The 17370-nt window shown below is 62.8% G+C and carries 13 protein-coding genes and 3 pseudogenes; 6 read left to right on the top strand and 10 right to left on the bottom strand.

Annotated features, from left to right (window positions below; all coding sequences use genetic code 11):
- Positions 1–67 precede the first annotated feature (67 nt).
- Both IY145_RS13560 and IY145_RS13565 read left to right on the top strand, forming a co-directional pair.
- Positions 68–562 carry a MarR family winged helix-turn-helix transcriptional regulator gene (locus IY145_RS13560; protein ID WP_196408692.1) on the top strand — a complete coding sequence of 165 codons (495 nt, stop codon included), beginning with the start codon at positions 68–70 and terminating at the stop codon, positions 560–562.
- A 190-nt stretch (positions 563–752) separates the two neighbouring features.
- Positions 753–1235: pseudogene (locus IY145_RS13565) on the top strand (transposase); the annotation flags it as partial.
- A 2-nt stretch (positions 1236–1237) separates the two neighbouring features.
- Here IY145_RS13565 and IY145_RS13570 read toward each other — a convergent pair.
- A pseudogene (locus IY145_RS13570) lies at positions 1238–1696 on the bottom strand (transposase); the annotation flags it as partial.
- Between IY145_RS13570 and IY145_RS13575 the strand changes: the two are divergent.
- Positions 1695–2189, top strand: a pseudogene (locus tag IY145_RS13575) (transposase); the annotation flags it as partial. The pseudogenes IY145_RS13570 and IY145_RS13575 overlap by 2 nt on opposite strands.
- A 261-nt stretch (positions 2190–2450) precedes the next feature.
- On the opposite strand, the gene IY145_RS13580 reads toward IY145_RS13575, so the two are convergent.
- Positions 2451–2951 (bottom strand): helix-turn-helix domain-containing protein, encoded by a 501-nt coding sequence (locus tag IY145_RS13580; protein ID WP_196408693.1) that lies wholly within the window; start codon positions 2949–2951, stop codon positions 2451–2453.
- A 117-nt stretch (positions 2952–3068) separates the two neighbouring features.
- Between IY145_RS13580 and IY145_RS13585 the strand changes: the two genes are divergently transcribed.
- Together IY145_RS13585 and IY145_RS13590 are read left to right on the top strand one after the other, a co-directional pair.
- Complete coding sequence (locus IY145_RS13585) at positions 3069–3752, top strand: hypothetical protein (protein ID WP_196408694.1); 684 nt, start codon at positions 3069–3071, stop codon at positions 3750–3752.
- A 33-nt stretch (positions 3753–3785) separates the two neighbouring features.
- Positions 3786–4319: an MAPEG family protein gene (locus IY145_RS13590; protein WP_196408695.1), complete on the top strand. Its 534-nt coding sequence runs from the start codon at positions 3786–3788 to the stop codon at positions 4317–4319.
- A gap of 120 nt (positions 4320–4439) precedes the next feature.
- Here IY145_RS13590 and IY145_RS13595 read toward each other — a convergent pair whose 3' ends face one another.
- The 4 genes from IY145_RS13595 to IY145_RS13605 all read right to left on the bottom strand — a co-directional run bounded on the left by IY145_RS13595 (position 4440) and on the right by IY145_RS13605 (position 6110).
- Complete coding sequence (locus tag IY145_RS13595; protein WP_196408696.1) at positions 4440–4766, bottom strand: DUF736 domain-containing protein; 327 nt, start codon at positions 4764–4766, stop codon at positions 4440–4442.
- 104 nt (positions 4767–4870) lie between these two features.
- Positions 4871–5278 carry a hypothetical protein gene (locus IY145_RS25325; RefSeq protein ID WP_210332669.1) on the bottom strand — a complete coding sequence of 136 codons (408 nt, stop codon included), beginning with the start codon at positions 5276–5278 and terminating at the stop codon, positions 4871–4873.
- A gap of 76 nt (positions 5279–5354) precedes the next feature.
- Positions 5355–5795: a hypothetical protein gene (locus IY145_RS13600; protein WP_196410542.1), complete on the bottom strand. Its 441-nt coding sequence runs from the start codon at positions 5793–5795 to the stop codon at positions 5355–5357.
- Between the two features lie 141 nt (positions 5796–5936).
- Positions 5937–6110 (bottom strand): hypothetical protein, encoded by a 174-nt coding sequence (locus tag IY145_RS13605; RefSeq protein WP_196408697.1) that lies wholly within the window; start codon positions 6108–6110, stop codon positions 5937–5939.
- Positions 6111–6807: 697 nt separating this feature from the next.
- Between IY145_RS13605 and IY145_RS13610 the strand changes: the two genes are divergently transcribed.
- On the top strand, positions 6808–8199 hold the full coding sequence (locus IY145_RS13610) for an IS1182 family transposase (protein ID WP_196408698.1): 1392 nt from the start codon (positions 6808–6810) through the stop codon (positions 8197–8199).
- Positions 8200–8270: 71 nt separating this feature from the next.
- On the opposite strand, the gene IY145_RS13615 is transcribed toward IY145_RS13610, so the two are convergent.
- The 4 genes from IY145_RS13615 to IY145_RS13630 all read right to left on the bottom strand — a co-directional run bounded on the left by IY145_RS13615 (position 8271) and on the right by IY145_RS13630 (position 17266).
- Positions 8271–9209, bottom strand: coding sequence for a DUF2493 domain-containing protein (locus IY145_RS13615; protein WP_246722015.1), 939 nt, complete (start codon positions 9207–9209; stop codon positions 8271–8273).
- Positions 9210–9538: 329 nt separating this feature from the next.
- Complete coding sequence (locus IY145_RS13620) at positions 9539–10600, bottom strand: toprim domain-containing protein (protein ID WP_196408700.1); 1062 nt, start codon at positions 10598–10600, stop codon at positions 9539–9541.
- Between the two features lies 1 nt (position 10601).
- Positions 10602–14921, bottom strand: a complete 4320-nt coding sequence (locus IY145_RS13625) for a strawberry notch family protein (RefSeq protein WP_196408701.1) — start codon at positions 14919–14921, stop codon at positions 10602–10604.
- 233 nt (positions 14922–15154) lie between these two features.
- Positions 15155–17266, bottom strand: coding sequence for a ParB/RepB/Spo0J family partition protein (locus IY145_RS13630; RefSeq protein ID WP_196408702.1), 2112 nt, complete (start codon positions 17264–17266; stop codon positions 15155–15157).
- Between the last annotated feature and the right edge of the window lie 104 nt (positions 17267–17370).

The following is a 17370-nucleotide window of genomic DNA, read 5'->3' on the forward strand; positions in this document are numbered from 1 at the left end:
TTCACGCAGAATCTTGCCCGCTCAAGAAAATATTGATATCAATATATGTAGATCGAGTCAAACCACGATGACCGAACCAAATGGCCCGCTCTCCCTGCAGGATGTGCTGCGTGTGCGCGATACCTGCCTGTGCTTCGCCGCGCAGCGCGCAGCACGCCGGCTTGCGCGGCGGTTCGATGCGATGTTCCGCCCGCTGGGCATCACCAACAACCAGTTCTCGCTGATGATGCCGCTGAACGCGCCGCCCCCGATGTCGCTCGGCCAACTTTCCGAATTTCTCGGAATGGACCAGACCACCATCAGCGCCGCGCTCAAGGGATTGGAGCGCGATGGGTTGATCGAGGTCCGTCGCGACGATCGCGATAAGCGCATCCGCCGCCCCACGCTCACTGCGAAGGGACATGCCGTGCTCCATGCTGCGCTACCGATCTGGCGGGCGGGACACGCCAAAATCGATGCCGAACTCGCCGGTCAGGGACCGGACATCCGCAAGGCGCTCAATATCCTCAACCACCATCCGCAGCAGAAGGATATTTCCGTCGAACCCGGCACCATTGCCTGACGCGGGACATATGGTCGCCGCATACCAAAATTTTGCAATGGGTTGGGTCGTGCAAAAGACAAGTGCGAAAGTCGAGCGCCGCTTCGGTCCAAAGTCGCCCAGCTTCCGCGAACGTCAACTATGGGTCCAGGCTGTGTGAAAACCCCGTCTGATGGATTCTCTGACCGTAAACATTGCGCTAGAATCTGGCATGACGCACATTTCCGGCTCCGATCGTTCGCAATTGCTGCTCCTGCCCGAGGCGGTCGACGATTACGTCGCCGCCGACAATCCCGTTCGCTTCATCGACGCCTTCGTGGAGGCTCTGGATTTGAAGGCGGCGGGATTCGCGCGCGTCGCAGCGAAGGCGACAGGACGTCCGGGATACGCGCCGGGCGATCTCCTCAAGCTCTATATCTACGGCTATCTCAACCGTATTCAGTCGAGCCGCCGGCTCGAACGAGAGACCAATCGGAATATCGAGCTGATGTGGCTGACCGGCCGCTTGACGCCGGACTTCAAGACCATCGCCGACTTCCGACGCGACAACGGGCCAGCGATCCGCGCAGCCTGTGCGCAATTCTTGACGTTGTGCCGGCAGTTCGACTTGTTCACGCGCGCTGTCGTGGCCGTCGACGGAAGTAAGTTCAAGGCCGTCAACAACCGTGACAAGAATTTCACGGTGGCCAAGGTCGCCAACACGCCCGTTCCTTCGCAAGCCAGCACTTCCTCGCCGCTGTAATAGCCTCGATCAGCCAGCGCGGTGATTTCTTCGCATTCGATGGCGTCGCGAGCTTTGCGACCCATGGACGCCAGTTGCGCTCGATCAGTGCCGAGGTTGGTCACCTCGTGCGCGACGATGAGATGATGCTCGGCGTCGACAGCGATTTGGACGTTGTAGCCGACGATCCCTGTGCCCTTGCCACTGGTCGCCATCGAGCGGGCGTCGGGATCGGTTAGAGAAATCTGTTTGTCGGGCGCCGCCTCCACCTGCCGTTCCATCTTCTCGAGCGACTGCATTTGCCGATGCAGGCCTGCGATCTTCTCCTTCAGGCGCGTTGCTTTGGCTTCGGCGACGTCGCTGGCCTGTCGATCCGCATGATCGAGCGCCGCCAAATAACGCGCGATGCTGGCCTCCACCTGCTCGATCCGTTTGCCCCGCGTTCCTAAGACGCTCACCTCCGTCAACGACAAGCGTGGTCTCTTCACGATCCGAGACTTCATTTATGATCCGGAAAATGACTACTATACTTGCCCGGCGGGCGAACGGCTGACCAAGGGAATCGCGCGCTCCGATCGGCATGATAATGTCGACCAATACCGCAATCTCACGTCCTGTCCGACTTGCACGCTGAAACGCAGATGCACGCCGACCAAGTACAAGCGTCTAAAACGATGGGAGCATGAGGGCGTCCTCGACAAAATGCAGGCTGCGCTCGACCGCATGCCCGAGGCTATGACCATCCGCCGACAGACTGTCGAGCACCCGTTCGGGACATTGAAGGCATGGATTGGCGCCACTCACTTCCTGACCCGAACCCTGGAAAAGGTCAAAACCGAGATGAGTCTTCATGTGCTCGCCTACAATATGAAGCGGATACTCGACATCTTCGGAGTCGAGCCGCTTATGAAGGCAATCGCAGCCTAATCGCGATAGCCAGGCGGCATCCCGATTCCTCGTTCGTTCAAAAGCAATAAATTCGTCACGCGTGCCTTCGAGGAGGCGTTTTCACACGGCCTCGGTCAGAGTTCCTCGTTCGCCGTCCCCCCACGGCCGGGCGGCGCCAGGAGCAAAGCGATCTCGCAAGCTGATGGCACACCACTCGCCCTTTGGTCAGACGCATCGATCAACGTTCAGGCGCAGTTCTCGGCTCAGCCTAGCCGGGGCAAGGCCCAGTCTGTGGATTCGCTATTTCGAGACAGTTCGATTTGGTCCACGGCGCCCGGCTCTATTGGGGACGGGCTCCGGAGGAACGTGGCTTTGCGACTCGGCTGTGCTCCCGAGGTGGTTGGCGCGCAACTCCGCTAGCAAATTTTCGCGATCATCGGACATACGCCGTAACAGAGGCGTCGGCGCGTCGGTCTCCTCATGCTTTGTCGCCCAAAGAGCCATTTCAAAAAGTAGCGGAGCAAGATCCAATCCTTTGTCAGTCAGTCTATAATCCACCCTGCGCGCATCGGCTGGATGGACCGACTTAGTGATGATCTGGTTTTCTTCGAGCCTCCGCAGCCGGTCCGACAAAATATTGGAAGCGATTTTCTCCTTAGCGGCGAGATAGTCCTTGAATTCGTGCCGCTGCTTGAAGAGCAGATCGCGGACGATGAGCAGCGTCCATCGGTCTCCGAAAATTTCGAGACAGACATTCAGAGGGCAGTTCGAGCGTCGCGGCGACGTGGCGTTTCGGGTCATCCGTCCAGCTTTATGAATATTGCTTGCAAAGCACAAGCAAATTTGCAATCAGTTGCGAACTGCAATTGACTGCGTGGGATGAAACTCGCCGAGAGTGAGACTCTCGAAAGGAACATCATGGAAAACATTACCTTACGCCGCATGGGTGCTGTTTGCGCTATCCTGGGAGCGATTGTAACAGGCGTTTCGAATGGTATGCACCCAGAACTCGCGGAACCGGCGGGAATCGTGAGGAACGCCGCGACCTCGTCTGGCTGGACACTCGTCCATTGGGGCCTAATCACTGGCATGGTGCTCATGCAGCTCGGATATTTGGCGCTTGCAACAACGCTTCGCATTTCCGGGTCAGATACCGCGAGCGATTGGGGATCGCTGAGCGTTCACATGCTGACTTTGGGGCTCGCTCTTTGGCTCTGCGTGTTTGCCGCTGAGGCGTCACTCACGCCGCTCGCGGAAACGACGAGAGCCGGGAGCGGCGGCGGGGCCCTCGCTCTTGCGGGTTTTGTCGAAGCTACGGCCACCGCGGCGACCTTCGTATATTGGCTTGGGGTCGCGCTGCTCGGTGGCGCACTATTCTTGTCGCAGCGCTATCCTCGCTGGATCGGGGCGACAGGTGTTGCGTTGGGCGCGTCCATATCGCTCAGCGTCGGCCTTCTCAAAGCGTTTTCGGGAGCGAGCGCCTGGACCGAGCGCTATGGTTTCCAGACACTCGCAACATTGTTTCTCCTCTGGACGCTCGCCCTCGGTCTGCTTCTTTGGCGAGAGCCGTTCCGCTACGCCCAGCCGCGAGGCGGTGAGTAGCATTCACGCGACATGGCGGGAGGGAAGGAGAGCATGATGTCGGGCAGAAAAGACTTTGAGCGTCCGAGCCTGCGCGAATATCTCGCCATCGCGATCGTCATCGCGGCAGGCGTCGTCCTCGTCAGGTGGGCTTCCACTCTGGCGCCAACGCCGGCCGAACCGCGAGAAATCGTTGTTCCTATGACCGCGATGTTCGCTCTGACCGGCGCAGTCTGGCTGCTCATGGTGATCTCCCGCAATGTCGCCGTGCTGCTGGGAGCCGCGTCGGTGAAATATTTCCGAGACTACGGCGACGGCGCGCCGGACGAATGGATCGAGCGCCCGGCTCGGGCCTTCGACAACCTGATGCAGGCGCCAACGCTCTTCTACGTCGTGGCGCTCCTCACGATCGCTCTTCACGGTGTCGACACCTCCCAAGTCTCTCTTGCATGGATCTATGTGGCGAGCCGAGTCGTTCACGCGACGATCTACGTCGTCTTCAATTACGTACCGCTTCGTTTCGCGTCCTATGCTGTGAGCTGCATTACGCTTGCAGTCATGTGGGCGCGACTTGCACTGAGCTTTTAGAGTCGCTCCTTGGATGGGAAAACGAATGACCACAATGGGTCATTTTTTCGCTTTCGTGGAGCCAAAGCGCGCTCGGTTGCAAGGCACGCGCCCCGCCGGGAAGGCGGGGCGCGATATCGGTCAATCGCCGTTGCGGCGGCTCGGGCGGGACCAGATCAGGCTGTAGCCTTCGCCGCTCTCGTCGTCGAAAAGGTTGGCGAAGATCGGGGCGGTGAAGCTCGGATCATCGAGCTTGAGGCCGAGATAATCGCGACCCTCGTTGGAGCGCTTGGACCAGGCGGCGCCGATCTCGGCGCGGCCCACGTAGACACGGTGGCTCGGCGCATTCTCGCCGGAGCGGCTCGTTTCGGGGACGATGCGAACGTTTTTCGCTTGGACGGAAAGGGTGACGATTTCGCCGGTGAACTCGTTGTTGCCGGTCTTCTTGAAGGTGCCGATGGTCGCCATTTTAAATTCTCCTCGATCTGAAGTTCCGAGCCCGCGCCATTGCGGCCTCGATGGCGATCGAAGGGCCGGAGGCGATCGACGCGGCATCGCTCGCGACCGCAGCGTCAGCGGAGGATGGCGCGAGAGCGACTTTGTTGTTTCGCGAGGAATGACGGCGCAGCCGTCAGGGGAAGAAAGTCGATCGGCGCCATTGCCGCATAGGCGATCGAGGCGCAGCCGGCCTTCGGCCAGATCCGCCCATCAAAGAGGCCGTTATGGAGCGCTTGGCCCGACGGGGATCGGGGAGAATTCGGCGACGGCGTACGACCGTAAAGATTCGGCGACGAGTGCCGACGATGATGACCATCCTCTGTCCGGCTATAAAATTTCGTCGTCGCTTTCGAGCCGCATATCGAAATGCCTCCCTCGCCGTTGATTGTCGGACGACCATGAGATCGCTCTCGCCAAAGGATTTCTTCGAGGAGCATCACGGTTTCGACTGGCTCGTCACGACGATTCGAATTCGCCGCCATCATAGCCGTCGTGTCACGACGATGAACTCGGAGGGTCGCAGATCGACATCCGCCGGTTGGAGCTGCCGCAACTGCATCAGGCCCGGACAAGACGCGCTTCGTCCCGCCCCGGCGGGGTCGCTCCAGTGATGCGGATCAAAGCGGTTACCCCAACTGCGACCGCGCCGACGAGCGAAAAGATCATCTGCCATGTCGCCGACGGCATAGCCATCTGGGCAATTCCGTGCGTGGCGTAATAGCCGGCGACCGTCGCCGGCGCAGCATAGACGAGTACGATGGCGAGCCGGAGCCAGGTCCAGGGAACGAAAGCGAGCGCCAATTGCCCGACGCCAAACGTCACGCCTGCGGTGATGACGCCAACGACGGCACCGCCGATCCAGCCGGCGCCCGTGTGAAAAGCCCAGACGCCTACCGTCAGGCCGGCATAGAAGGGGAGCGCGAAGACGGCAAGCGTGAACAGCAGCCAGCAGAAAAAGCCGATGCCGGCGATCACGAGCAGAGGTCCGAAGATGATCATGGCGGTGGTCTCCGTGAGACAAAGGTCTGACGAGCCGCCTTCCACCACCGCCACGGCGCAGCGGCGAGTCTAGCCGGAAAGATGAGACAGGGCGAGCGAAAATCCCCGTAGGATTTTCGCCGCTCATGATCGCAGCTTCCTTCATGATTGGAAGGGATCGAATTCATGGACGATGGCGGCGGGATCGCCGTCGTATTCGCTCGACGGCATGACGCCATAGTCGCCCACTCCGTCATGGAAGACGACGACGCAGATCATGAGGGTGTTCGCGAGGTCCCAACCGCGAGCGTGGGCGAAGGTGAGGTTTCGAGACATTGATCGGCTCCTGTGCTGAGGCGGGGGCCATCCCCGCTCGACAGGCGCCCGATGTGTCCGGCCGATGGCCGCGATCACCGCGCAGGTGAAACCGAAGCGGCGGCACGCTCGCGTAGCCGACCCCTCGAGGGTTGATGGCGTCAGGCCATCGGTCGGATAGAGGATCAGCGCCGATCAGAGCGGGGTGGCGCTCGCCGGCAGGAGTCGATTGCTTCGAAATCATGAAGCCCGGTCGCGGATTGCTCGAACCTCCTCTATTGTCGGCGGACCACGTGCATCTGCAGAGCGAACGGCTCAGGAGGTCGGCATCGCGGAGTTCACGGGACGAGATCTCCATCTCGTGAAGAAGGCGTTCGCCATCGCGGCGCTGGCGATCGAGGAACAGCCGGGCCGTTTCAGTCCGGCTCGGATTTGAGCGACATGAAGGCATTGCTTAATGAGATCATCGAGAACGATTGGCATATTACGCGCGCGCGGCGAGGATCGCCGTGATCGGCGCGCCCAACTGAAATACGGCTTTACGGAGAGGCGGCGACACGCTTTTGCGTTTTGGCGCATTTCCGGCTCTGAGGGTCGGCGGCGCTCACCAGGCTGTGTGAAAACCTCCTGAGCTTCGTTCTCAACGGGGCTCCTTTTCCTCGCGCATTTCACCAAATCAGTGTATAAATTTAAGTATATAATTCAATCTGGAGCAGATATGAGCTACGTTACCGGAGATGATCGGCATCAGTCAGCTTTACTGCCGCCTGCTATCGAAGATTATGTTGAGAAAACTGCGCCCGTTCGGGCCATCGATGTTTTTGTCAACCAACTCGATTTCTCAGCTCTGCGTTTCGGACGGGCCGTTCCAGCGTCAATTGGTCGACCGGGCTACGATCCCAGAGACATGTTGAAGCTTTACATCTACGGCTATCTCAATGAACTCCGCTCCTCGCGACGACTAGAGCGCGAATGCCGGCGAAATCTCGAACTGATGTGGCTCGTTCGCCGGCTGGCGCCAGATCACAAGACAATTGCGGACTTCAGGCGAGACAATGGAGCCGCGATCGTCGGCGCCTGCCGCGCTTTTGTGCTTTTCTGCCGGGATCAGGGGCTTTTCACCGCCAGGCTCCTAGCCATCGATGGCGCGAAGTTCCGTGCGGCGGCCAGCCCGATTCGCGTCATGGACCGACGCCGGATCGCAGAGGAGACAGATAAGGTCGACGCTCGTATCGCGAGTTACCTTTCCGACCTCGACAAAACAGACGCGAACGAACCTGCCGACGATCCCGACGCGATCGCAAAGGCGATCGTGGCGCTAAAAGAGCGTCGAGTCGACCTGGATCGACTGTCAGCGCGTCTCGATCAGGACGCGCGCAGCCTGGTTGTCGATGGCGAGCTCGACGCGCGGCCGATGGGGTTCGGCCGAGGCGGGAAGCCGCCGTCGTACAATGTCCAGACCGCGGTCGACGCCGACACCGGCTTCATCGTCCATCACGAAGTCACAGACGAGGTGAACGACACGCGCATGCTTCACCCGATAGCAAAAGCCGCGCGCGATCTGCTCGAACGAGAGGAGCTGATCGTCGTGGCCGATACGGGCTACTCTAATGGCAACGCGGCAGCGGCCTGCGAAGTTGATGGCATCACTGCCTGCGTCGCGGCCAAGCGTTCGGTCAACAATCGCGGCGACGGCACTCAGTTCGACCGCGCCGACTTCACATACGACGCGGCTCACGATCAATACACTTGCCCTGAGGGACGCCTGTTGCGGCGCAAAGGCGGCGTCAATCGAAACGGCTACTACTATGTGTCGAAGGATTGCTCGGGCTGCGCACTGAAACCGCGCTGCACACAGGCGGAGGTTCGCTGGGTCAGTCGACACCAAAACGAAGATGCTCTGGAGAGAATGTCGGCGCGCGTCGTCGCCGATCCGGGGCTAATGCGGCAGCGACGATGTTCGGTCGAGCATCCGTTCGGAACGATGAAGCGAATGATGTCGGGCCGATTCCTGACCCGAGGCCTTCCGGCGACGAGAACGGAAATGGCGCTCTCCGTTCTGGCCTACAACATGATCCGGAGCATCAATCTCCGGGCACAGGCGAGCTGAGGAATAGAGTTGGTTCACGGCCGAAGGAGCCTCGTCGATGAGGAGGCTCCTTCGAGTTTTCACACAGCCTGTCACGCGCCGCCTGCTCCGAAACGCCAAACCGGAATACCTAGCTTGCGAGCCTTGTCGGCGAGGTTCTCCTGGATGCCGGTTCCGGGAAAGACGATGACGCCGATCGGCAGGATTTCCAGCATCGCGTCGTTGCGCTTGAAGGGCGCCGCCTTCGCGTGCTTGGTCCAGTCGGGCTTGAAGGCGATCTGCGGAACCTTGCGGTGATCGGCCCAGCGGGCGGCGATCCGTTCGGCGCCTTTCGGACTGCCGCCATGCAGCAGCACCATGTCCGGATGCTTGGCGTGAACCTGGTCGAGCTTGGCCCAGATCAGGCGATGGTCGTTGAAGTCGAGGCCGCCGGTGGCGGCGATCTTCGGACCGGCCGGCAGGAGCACCTCGTTCTCGGAGCGCTTCTTCGCTGCGAGGAAGTCCCGGCTGTCGATCATCGCCGAGGTGAGATTGCGGTGATTGATCATCGATCCGCTGCGCGGTCGCCAGGACGATCCCGTTTGGCGCTCGTAATGCTCGGCGGCCTGATCGCGCATCAGCTCGAAAGCGTCCCGGCGCTCGAGGAGCGTCTGCCCTTCCGCGGTGAGGCGCTCCAGTTCGACGGATTTCACCTCGCCGCCATCCTGCTCGCGCTGCGATCGGCGTTGCGCCTGCTCATTGTCGTCGAGCTCGCGCTCGATCCGCTCCACGGCGCGGTGAAAGAGATTGACGGTCGACCAGAGCAGGTCGCCGAGATCCGGCTCGAGGCGGGTGTCCTGCAATGCCGCGATCATCGCGTCGAAGATGTCGACGACGGCTCCCGAGACGATGCGACCTTCCGGCAATGGCCTCGGATCGGGTTCGTCCTGAAAGGGGCGATAGCCGTAGAGCTGGAGTTCCTGGAGGATATGGTCGGTCGGGGATGAGGCGTGCGGCGGCTCGTGGCGCTCATCGTTGAGATCGGTGATCATAGCGCTTCCTTTCGTCGGATCGACCGCGCCCATCGCGGCCTTCATGGCGACGAAAGCGGCAGGCGGAGCGGACCTGCACCCGCAGCGAAGCGAAGGGCCGCAGCGCAGCGGAGGACGGCGGAGGACGGCTATTTTGCCTCGCGATGGAAAGCGGCCGCAGGCCGCGCCGGAAAATAGCCGGCCGCAGCCGTTGCTGATCCGAGCCGCTTGCCGATCGATCGCCCTCTGAAGAAGGCCGTGGGGGCGGACCTCTCCGACAATTCAGGAAACGTCATCATTCGTCGCGACGTGAATCTGCCGGCAGTGAGCGTCCGCCCTTCAGCCCGGGCCTATGCCGCCAGCTCCATGAAGCGCGCGACGTCCTGCGGGGCGATCTGCACACGTACGGCCGCCCGGAACGCATCGAGCCCGAGCAGCCGCAGATCTTCGTTGAAATCGCCGAGCGCCGGAGATAGCACGATTGCCTCGATCCCGAGCTGCTGTGCCCGGTCGATCAAGGCCGTCACCGCGGCGTCGCCGGCCGGATCGTCGTCTCGCGCGATATAGAGTCGGCGCAATGTGTCGGAGAAGAGGATGGCGGAGAGATGCGCCGCCGAGAGCGCCGCCGCCATCGGCATGGTCGGAAGCGCCGATCGCAGCGACAGAACGGTTTCGACGCCTTCGCCCGCCGCCATGACCTCGCCTGCCACGCCGAAGCGCACAGCATGGCCGTTGAGATCGCCCATCGCCCGTCTCGGCGTTTCGATCGGCGCCTTTCCGAGCGTCGTCTCCGAGAAGCCACGAGGATCGAGCCAAGTGCGATGCACGCCGGTCAGGCGCCCGTCGAGATCCGTGACGGAGGCGATCATCGCCGGCCAGACTTCGGTCGGAGAGTGCTCGTCCGGTCGATAGTAGCAGTGCGGATGAAAGCGGAGCGTTCCGGCTTCGTGCAAAGCCGTAATGCCGCGTTTGCGCAGATACGTTTCCACGAGAGTCCCGGAAATCGGCTGCGACATGGCGAGAAGCCGCCTTGCCCCCTCCCGGGAGTCGGCCGGCGCCGAACGTATTCTTGTCTTCTTCATCATCGGCTCCGGCTCCGGACGCGGCAGTCTGAGGAACGAGCGCGCCTCTTCGACAGTGTCCTTGAAATCGGCGAAGCCGCAACTCTCCCGGATGACGTCGAGCAGATCGCCGTGCTCGCCCGTCGCGGCGTCGGTCCATTTGCCGGCGGCGCCCTTGCGGCACTTCGTCCCGATCAGCCGGACGAACATGGAGCGGCCCGGCGTGTTGCGAACATCGCCCACCAACCAATAACGGCCTTCACGATGTCCATTGTGGAGATAATGACGGCACACCGCCTCGGCCTGACGGCCGAGACGCTGCGCCAGATCGGAGGCGTCGCGACGAGGCATGTCACGCTGCCTCCCTTTCGCTGACGCGCTGGAGCGGATAGCGCTCCATCAGTTGCGCCAGCACTGCGACGCCGCTCGCGTCGACGGGCACGAACATGCGCAGCTTCCAGGAGATGATCTCGTGGAACAGCCCGTAGGCGGAGAGGCGCTCGCGCATCGCATCGGTGAATCCCGACAGCTCGATGCGGTGCGCGCCCATGGTGCGAACGCGGCGAAGTTGGAGGTCCTCGGCGAGGTGGAGAACGGTGCGGCCATCCGTCAGGGCAGCGAAGGCGTCCTCTACGGACAGATCGACTGCGCCGCTCGCGAGAGCTCCCGCGACCCAGGCGGGCGTGACCCGGCGGCCGATGATGCGCTCGCCGTCATCGGTCTGAAGGCGATAGACCCGCGTCGAATCCTTCGGCAGCCGTTTCCAGATCGGCAGAAGCAGGCCGGCGACGATGTGGATCGTGCTGTCAGAAAATTCCGGCACCGCAGCGACCTCGGCGCTCCACACGGCGGCGAATGCGTCCCGGTCGGCCTCGGTCCAATGGCTTTCCTCCATCATCTTCAAAGATGGATAATGCTGCTCCATCGGACGGACGAGGCGCACGCGCCGCTCGATCTCGCCATCGTCGAGCATCAGCGACGGCGCAGGCAGTTGGATCGCCGCTCGGCCCGAGCGCTCGTTGACGAGCGGCACAGCGCGCCGATCGGCGAGAAGATCGAACGCCCGATCGAGCGTCAGGGGATGATTGCGCTCGCGCTGCGTGATGGTCAGGAGGCGCGTCTCCGCTCCCGTGCCGGGATGGACGTAAATGGTCCGGCGATCGGTGACGAGGAAACTCTCGGCCCGCAGCGTCTCGAGTCCGACGTCATAGACGCCGGCCGCGATGGCGCCTTCGACCTTGGCGTTCAGCAATTGCTCGAAGGCCGTGAAGAGGACGCCCTGGAGCTCGATGGTCAGCGCCAACAATCGATTGAGGAAGGTGGTGATCGGCGGCAGATCGTCCTTGATCCCGTTGGAATCCGTCAGCGACAATCCCGTCGCCTCTTCGAATGTCTGCAAGGAACAGCCCTCGATCTTGCCGCGGGCGAGCAGCAGATAGAGCTGCCGCAGCGCGTCGCGCGCGTAATGGCTTTCGAGATTGTCCTCGGGACGGAACAGGCCCTGACCGCCGGTCTGGCGCTGGCCCCTTGTGATCGCGCCGAGCGTGTCGAGCCGGCGCGCAATAGTCGAGAGAAAGCGCTTCTCCGCCTTCACATCGGTCGCGATCGGACGAAACAGCGGCGGCTGCGCCTGATTGGTGCGATTGGTGCGACCGAGGCCCTGGATGGCGGTATCGGCTTTCCATCCCGGCTCGAGCAGATAATGGACGCGAAGCCGTCGATTCCGAGCGGAGAGCTCGGCATGGTAACTGCGCCCGGTGCCGCCGGCGTCCGAAAAGACGAGGATGCGCTTTTGATCGTCCATGAAGGCGGCGGTCTCGGCGAGATTGGCCGAGCCGGCGCGGCTCTCGACCGCGAGGCGGTCGCCCTTGCGCACGATGCGCCGCGAGCGCCCCGTCACCTCGGCGACCATGTCGGTCCCGAAGCGCTGGACGATCTGGTCGAGCGCGCCGGGAACCGGCGATAGCGAGGCGAGCTTTTCGATCAGAGCAGTGCGGCGGGCGACCGCCTCGCGGCTCTCGACCGGCTGGCCGTCGCGAAAGACGGGCCGCGACGACAGATTGCCCTCGTTGTCGGTGAAGGGCTCGTAGAGCTGCACCGGGAAGGAATGGGCGAGATAGTCGAGAACATATTCGCGCGGCGTGATGTCGACCTGGACGTCGTTCCATTCCTCGGTCGGAATTTCCGAGAGGCGGCGCTCCATCAAAGCTTCGCCGGTCGAAACGATCTGGACGACGGTGGCGTGTCCTTCCTCCAGATCGCGCTCGATCGAGCGGATCAGCGTCGGCGTCTTCATGCTCGTCAGCAGATGACCGAAGAAGCGCTGCTTGGCGGATTCGAACGCCGATCGCGCGGCGGCTTTGGCCTGCCGGTTGAGAGTCCCGGTCGCGCCGGTGATGTTCGCCGCCTGCATGGCGGCGTCGAGATTATTGTGAATGACGGCGAAGGCTGCAGCGTAGGAATCATAGATGCGGATTTGCTCCGGCGTCAGCCGATGCTCGACCAGCTCATATTCGACGCCCTCATAGCTGAGAGAGCGCGCCGTATAGAGGCCGAGGGCGCGAAGGTCGCGGGCGAGCACCTCCATGGCCGCGACGCCGCCGGCTTCGATCGCCTCCACAAATTCGGCGCGCGTCGCGAAGGGGAAATCCTCGCCGCCCCAGAGGCCGAGGCGCTGGGCGTAAGCGAGATTATGGACCGTGGTGGCGCCGGTCGCCGAGACATAGACGACGCGCGCATTCGGCAGCGCGTGCTGGAGACGAAGTCCTGCGCGGCCCTGCTGCGAGGCGGCCTGGTCGCCGCGTTCGCCCTTGCCGCCGGCGGCGTTCTGCATGGCGTGGCTCTCGTCGAAGATGATGACCCCGTCGAAATCGGAGCCCAACCATTCGACGATCTGCCGCACGCGGGAAACCTTCTCGCCGCGCTCGTCGGATCGCAGCGTAGCGTAGGTCAAAAATAGGATACCTTCCTGCAGCGAGATCGGCTTGCCCTGGGGGAAGCGCGAGAGCGGCGTGACGAGCAGGCGCTCCATGCCGAGCGCCGACCAGTCGCGCTGCGCATCCTCGAGCAGCTTGTCGGATTTGGAGATCCACAGCGCCCTGCGGCGGCCCTGCATCCAATTGTCGAGGATCACGCCTGCCGATTGGCGCCCCTTGCCGGCGCCGGTCCCATCGCCGAGCATGAAGCCGCGCCGGAAGTGGACGGCGTTCTTCGCCTCGTCGCGCGCCGCCGCGACGACGTCGAAGGTCTCGTCGACCGTCCACGAGCCGGCGAGAAACGCCGAATGGGCTTCTCCGGCATAAATCACTGTTTCGAGCTGAGCGTCGGAGAGCGGGCCGTCCGAGACGATGTTCGCCGGCAAGCGTGGCCGATAGCTCGGCTTCGGCGGCGAGACCGAGGCCATCGCAGCGGATTGCACCAGCTTGGTGGGATGCGCCTGAGAGCCGGGAATGCGGATCGACTGCAATCCGTATTCTTCATAGATCGCATCCGTCAGGCGAGCGCCTTCCGGCGGCGTCCAGTCGACGATCTCATAGGTGAGCGCGGCGCCCTCGGGCGCGCCGGCGAGCGTCTCTCGGCGAACCGGAGCGTTTCGAACGGAAACGGCTGGCGCCGTGCGCGGCCGCGGACCGCTGGCCGGCGCCGGCAAGGCGACCGGCAGGCGCGGCGGCGCCAGCTCGCCGATCCAGGCGAGGAGCGTCGCGACATCGGGCGCCGCGCCGTGCGACGCCGGAAAGACTCTCGGGTCGTCCGCTGGCAGTTTGTCGATGATCGTAAGCCGCGTCTCGATGGTCGTGCCGTGCTTGGTGTAGACGGCGCCATCGATCGCGGCGGAAAAGACGACGCGGCCACGTTGCTGGAGGCCAATGTATGCGTCTCGCCAAACGGGAGCGTCGGGCGCGAAGTTCGCGCCCGTGATCGCGACGAGGCGTCCGCCATCGGCCAGCCGCGCGAAGGCAGAGGCGATGTGACGGTGGGCGGCGTCCGCCATGCGGCCGGACACATTCGCCATTGCCGAAAACGGCGGGTTCATCAGCACGACGGAAGGAACGATTGCCGGATCGAGATGATCGTCGATCTGCGCCGCATCGAAGCGGGTGGCCGGAACGGAGGGAAAAAGAAGAGAGAGAAGCTCCGCGCGGGTGTCGGCGATCTCGTTGAGAATGAGGGATGCGCCGGCCATCTCCGCGAGAACGGCGAGCAGTCCCGTGCCGGCCGACGGTTCGAGAACTCGGTCGGAGGGCGAAATCGCCGCAGCGGCGAGAACCGCGTGGCCAAGCGGGATCGGCGTCGAGAATTGCTGGAAGGTGTCGCTTTCCTCCGATCTGCGCGTATGCGTCGGCAAGCGGTTTGCGATTTTCGACAGCATCGGAAGTGTGGCGGCCGGAGAGTCGGCTTTGCGGAAAATCGCCTTTCCGTATTTGCGCAGGAAAAGGACTGTCGCCGCCTCGCAGGCGTCATAGCCCATCTTCCAGTCCCAGGCGCCGGAAGTGTCCGATGCACCGAAGGCGGATTCCATCGCTGCGCGCAGGATTGCGGCGTCGACGCGTCGGCCATGTTCTAGATGGGGAAGGAGACGGCGAGCCGCGTCGGCGATCACGGCGCCCGTCGCGACGTGGCGGACGAGAGTCGTGGACGCCTCGACGGGCGCGGGATCGGACATTTTGGACATGGAAGAGTTCTCGGGAGAGCGGGAGCGGACGAGCCAACTGGCGCTCTCTCTCGGACCCGCCGGCTCGCCTCCCTCCTGGCCGGACTCTTCCTCTCCCGGCGTCTCCAACGGGCCGCGTACGAGCGGCTCATCTGGAATCGCGCGATGGCGGAGGCACAAGCGTGACGATGGAGTTCTTGATCGCCGGCATGAAAAATGGCGGAGCGCGTTGCAGCGCTCCGCCGAAAGATCATTCAGCCACAATCGGAATCGACGCTCTCGTCCGTTTCATCGTCCGACAGAAACTCAGGCAGCTCTTCGGATTCGTCGGCTGCTTCGCCTGCCGAGAACTCGTCCTGCACACCTTCGTCGAGCCTCAAAGGCTCCGGCAACCAGCCGGAGTCGGCGAGCAGGCGTTCGGCTTCGACCGCCATCTCGCTCTTTTTCAGATGTTCGATGAGCTGGACGGCGCGTTCGCCCTTGGCCTCGCGGACGGCGTCCAGGATTCGTCGCTTCGGCACGCGACCGAGATAATTGTCGACTGTCGGCTTCCAACCGGCGTCGACCATGTTCAAGCCGACCGCCCGAGCGAGCCGGTCGGCATTCTTCAAGCGCTGTTGTACCGAATGCGCCGTGACCGCGCCGCCACCATAGCGGTCCGTCTTCTCATGGAGGGCGTTGACGCCATGGCTGACGCAATGCGCGAGCAACGCGAGGCGATGCGCGTCGTCGAGGTCGACGAGCCAATCCCAGAGCGCCTGATCGTCCCTGGGAATGCTCGATTTCCACGCATCCTGCCGCTCCGCGATCGCATGTGAGCTGGCGCTGTTCTTCAGATCCGTGGGCTGGATCGGAAAGGCGATCTGCCGCAAGGAAATTTCCAAGCCGGAGGCCGAAGTCGCCGCGTAATGGAAGGTGTCGGCGACGAGCTTGTGCAGCAGCGCCGTGATGGCGACGTTCGGATTATTCGCGACGGCGTTCTGCAGCGCCAATGTTCTGTGCGCCGTCAGCTCGATCATCAGCCGCTCGGGCAATGGCGCGAGCGCGTCGGTTTCGCCGTCCTCCGAGTCGACCGGGCGTCCTCCAATGGTGGTGACGGTCTGCTGCACGGCGGGAGCAATGGCTGGTGACAATTCGACTGTGCCCGCATCCTCGTTCGTGTTCTCCTCATGAGCGGGCGCCTCGTCCTCGTGCCGTACATAGCCGCGATCAATAGATAGAAGGCCTTCGGCGTCGATGCTGACGAATGCTCCGGCGTGCGCGACCTCGGTCGGGTCGAAGCTCCGCGGTCGATTTTGCAATTCGGCGAGCGCAGTCTCGATTTCACCCAATCGCCGGTCTACATCCTCCGGCAGCTCGTCCACTCTTTCATATTCGATTTCCAGGCTCTCATGCTCGGCCGCGAGCGAGTCGATCGTCGCCTGTTCGTCGCCCGTCAACTCGGTGGGCGCGCCGACGAGTTCTCTCAGCCCATTCGTATGTCCGAATGGAAAAGAGATCGCGACCTCGACCCATTTCCAGCCCTCGGCGGCGACCGTTTCGGCGGCAGCCTTCAACTTCTCGACGACGAGGCTGTCGAGCAAGGCGACATTTTCCAGCCAGCCGCCGTCGTCGTGCTGAAACAGGTCGCGCATGACGATTCCGCCCCCCGCTTCATAGGCATCGAGACCTACGAAGACGGCTCGCCGGTCAGCGGCGCGCACGGCTTTTTCCGTCAGCATGCGCCGAATCTGATAAGGCTCTTTCGACCAGGACTTTTCCAGCGCCGCCCAGACCTGCTCCTGGCGAGCATGGTCCGACGAGACAGTGAAGGCCATCAACTGCTCCAGCGACATTCCGTCTTCGGCATAGATGTCGAGGAGCTTCTCCGACACGCTGGTCAGCCGCAGGCGCTGCTTCACGACATTGACGCCGATGAAGAAGGCCGCGGCGATGTCCTCCTCGGACTTTCCCTTCGCCCGCATCGTCTGAAAGGCTCGGAATTGATCGAGCGAGTGCAGCGGCGCGCGCTGGACATTCTCGGCGAGCGAGTCGTCTTCCGCGAGGATGTCGCTCATGGGATCCCGGACGACGCAGGGGACAGGCGCCGTTTTGGCGAGCCGCTTCTGTTTGACCAGAAGCTCGAGCGCCCGATAGCGGCGACCGCCCGCGGGAATTTCGAACATGCCGGTCTCGGCGCCGTCAGCGTCGAGCACGGGCCGGACGTTCAGGCCCTGGAGCAGTGTGCGCCGAGCGATGTCCTCGGCGAGTTCCTCGATCGAGACGCCGGCCTTCACGCGTCGGACATTCGCCTGGGAGAGGACGAGCTTGTTGAAAGGAATGTCGCGCGAGGATGACAGTGTGATCTTGTGAACGGCAGTAGTCATGGGGATGAACTCCGTGACAGGCGGCCGAAAGCCTCTCTCTCGGCTCGCAGCCCGTCACGAAGCGCGGCGCCGCCCTCTGACTCTGAGGACGACGCCACGGGAAA

Origin of the sequence: Methylosinus sp. H3A, assembly GCF_015709455.1 — a bacterium.
GTDB lineage: Bacteria > Pseudomonadota > Alphaproteobacteria > Rhizobiales > Beijerinckiaceae > Methylosinus.

What these genes read in the sequence shown, in the direction of transcription:
- IY145_RS13625 (WP_196408701.1), bottom strand. Translation starts at nt 14,921, where the DNA reads ATGTCCAAAATGTCCGATCCCGCGCCCGTCGAGGCGTCCACGACTCTC.
- IY145_RS13600 (WP_196410542.1), bottom strand. Translation starts at nt 5,795, where the DNA reads ATGATCATCTTCGGACCTCTGCTCGTGATCGCCGGCATCGGCTTTTTC.
- IY145_RS13610 (WP_196408698.1), top strand. Translation starts at nt 6,808, where the DNA reads ATGAGCTACGTTACCGGAGATGATCGGCATCAGTCAGCTTTACTGCCG.
- IY145_RS13590 (WP_196408695.1), top strand. Translation starts at nt 3,786, where the DNA reads ATGATGTCGGGCAGAAAAGACTTTGAGCGTCCGAGCCTGCGCGAATAT.
- IY145_RS25325 (WP_210332669.1), bottom strand. Translation starts at nt 5,278, where the DNA reads ATGGCGGCGAATTCGAATCGTCGTGACGAGCCAGTCGAAACCGTGATG.
- IY145_RS13630 (WP_196408702.1), bottom strand. Translation starts at nt 17,266, where the DNA reads ATGACTACTGCCGTTCACAAGATCACACTGTCATCCTCGCGCGACATT.
- IY145_RS13615 (WP_246722015.1), bottom strand. Translation starts at nt 9,209, where the DNA reads ATGATCACCGATCTCAACGATGAGCGCCACGAGCCGCCGCACGCCTCA.
- IY145_RS13580 (WP_196408693.1), bottom strand. Translation starts at nt 2,951, where the DNA reads ATGACCCGAAACGCCACGTCGCCGCGACGCTCGAACTGCCCTCTGAAT.
- IY145_RS13560 (WP_196408692.1), top strand. Translation starts at nt 68, where the DNA reads ATGACCGAACCAAATGGCCCGCTCTCCCTGCAGGATGTGCTGCGTGTG.
- IY145_RS13620 (WP_196408700.1), bottom strand. Translation starts at nt 10,600, where the DNA reads ATGCCTCGTCGCGACGCCTCCGATCTGGCGCAGCGTCTCGGCCGTCAG.
- IY145_RS13595 (WP_196408696.1), bottom strand. Translation starts at nt 4,766, where the DNA reads ATGGCGACCATCGGCACCTTCAAGAAGACCGGCAACAACGAGTTCACC.
- IY145_RS13605 (WP_196408697.1), bottom strand. Translation starts at nt 6,110, where the DNA reads ATGTCTCGAAACCTCACCTTCGCCCACGCTCGCGGTTGGGACCTCGCG.
- IY145_RS13585 (WP_196408694.1), top strand. Translation starts at nt 3,069, where the DNA reads ATGGAAAACATTACCTTACGCCGCATGGGTGCTGTTTGCGCTATCCTG.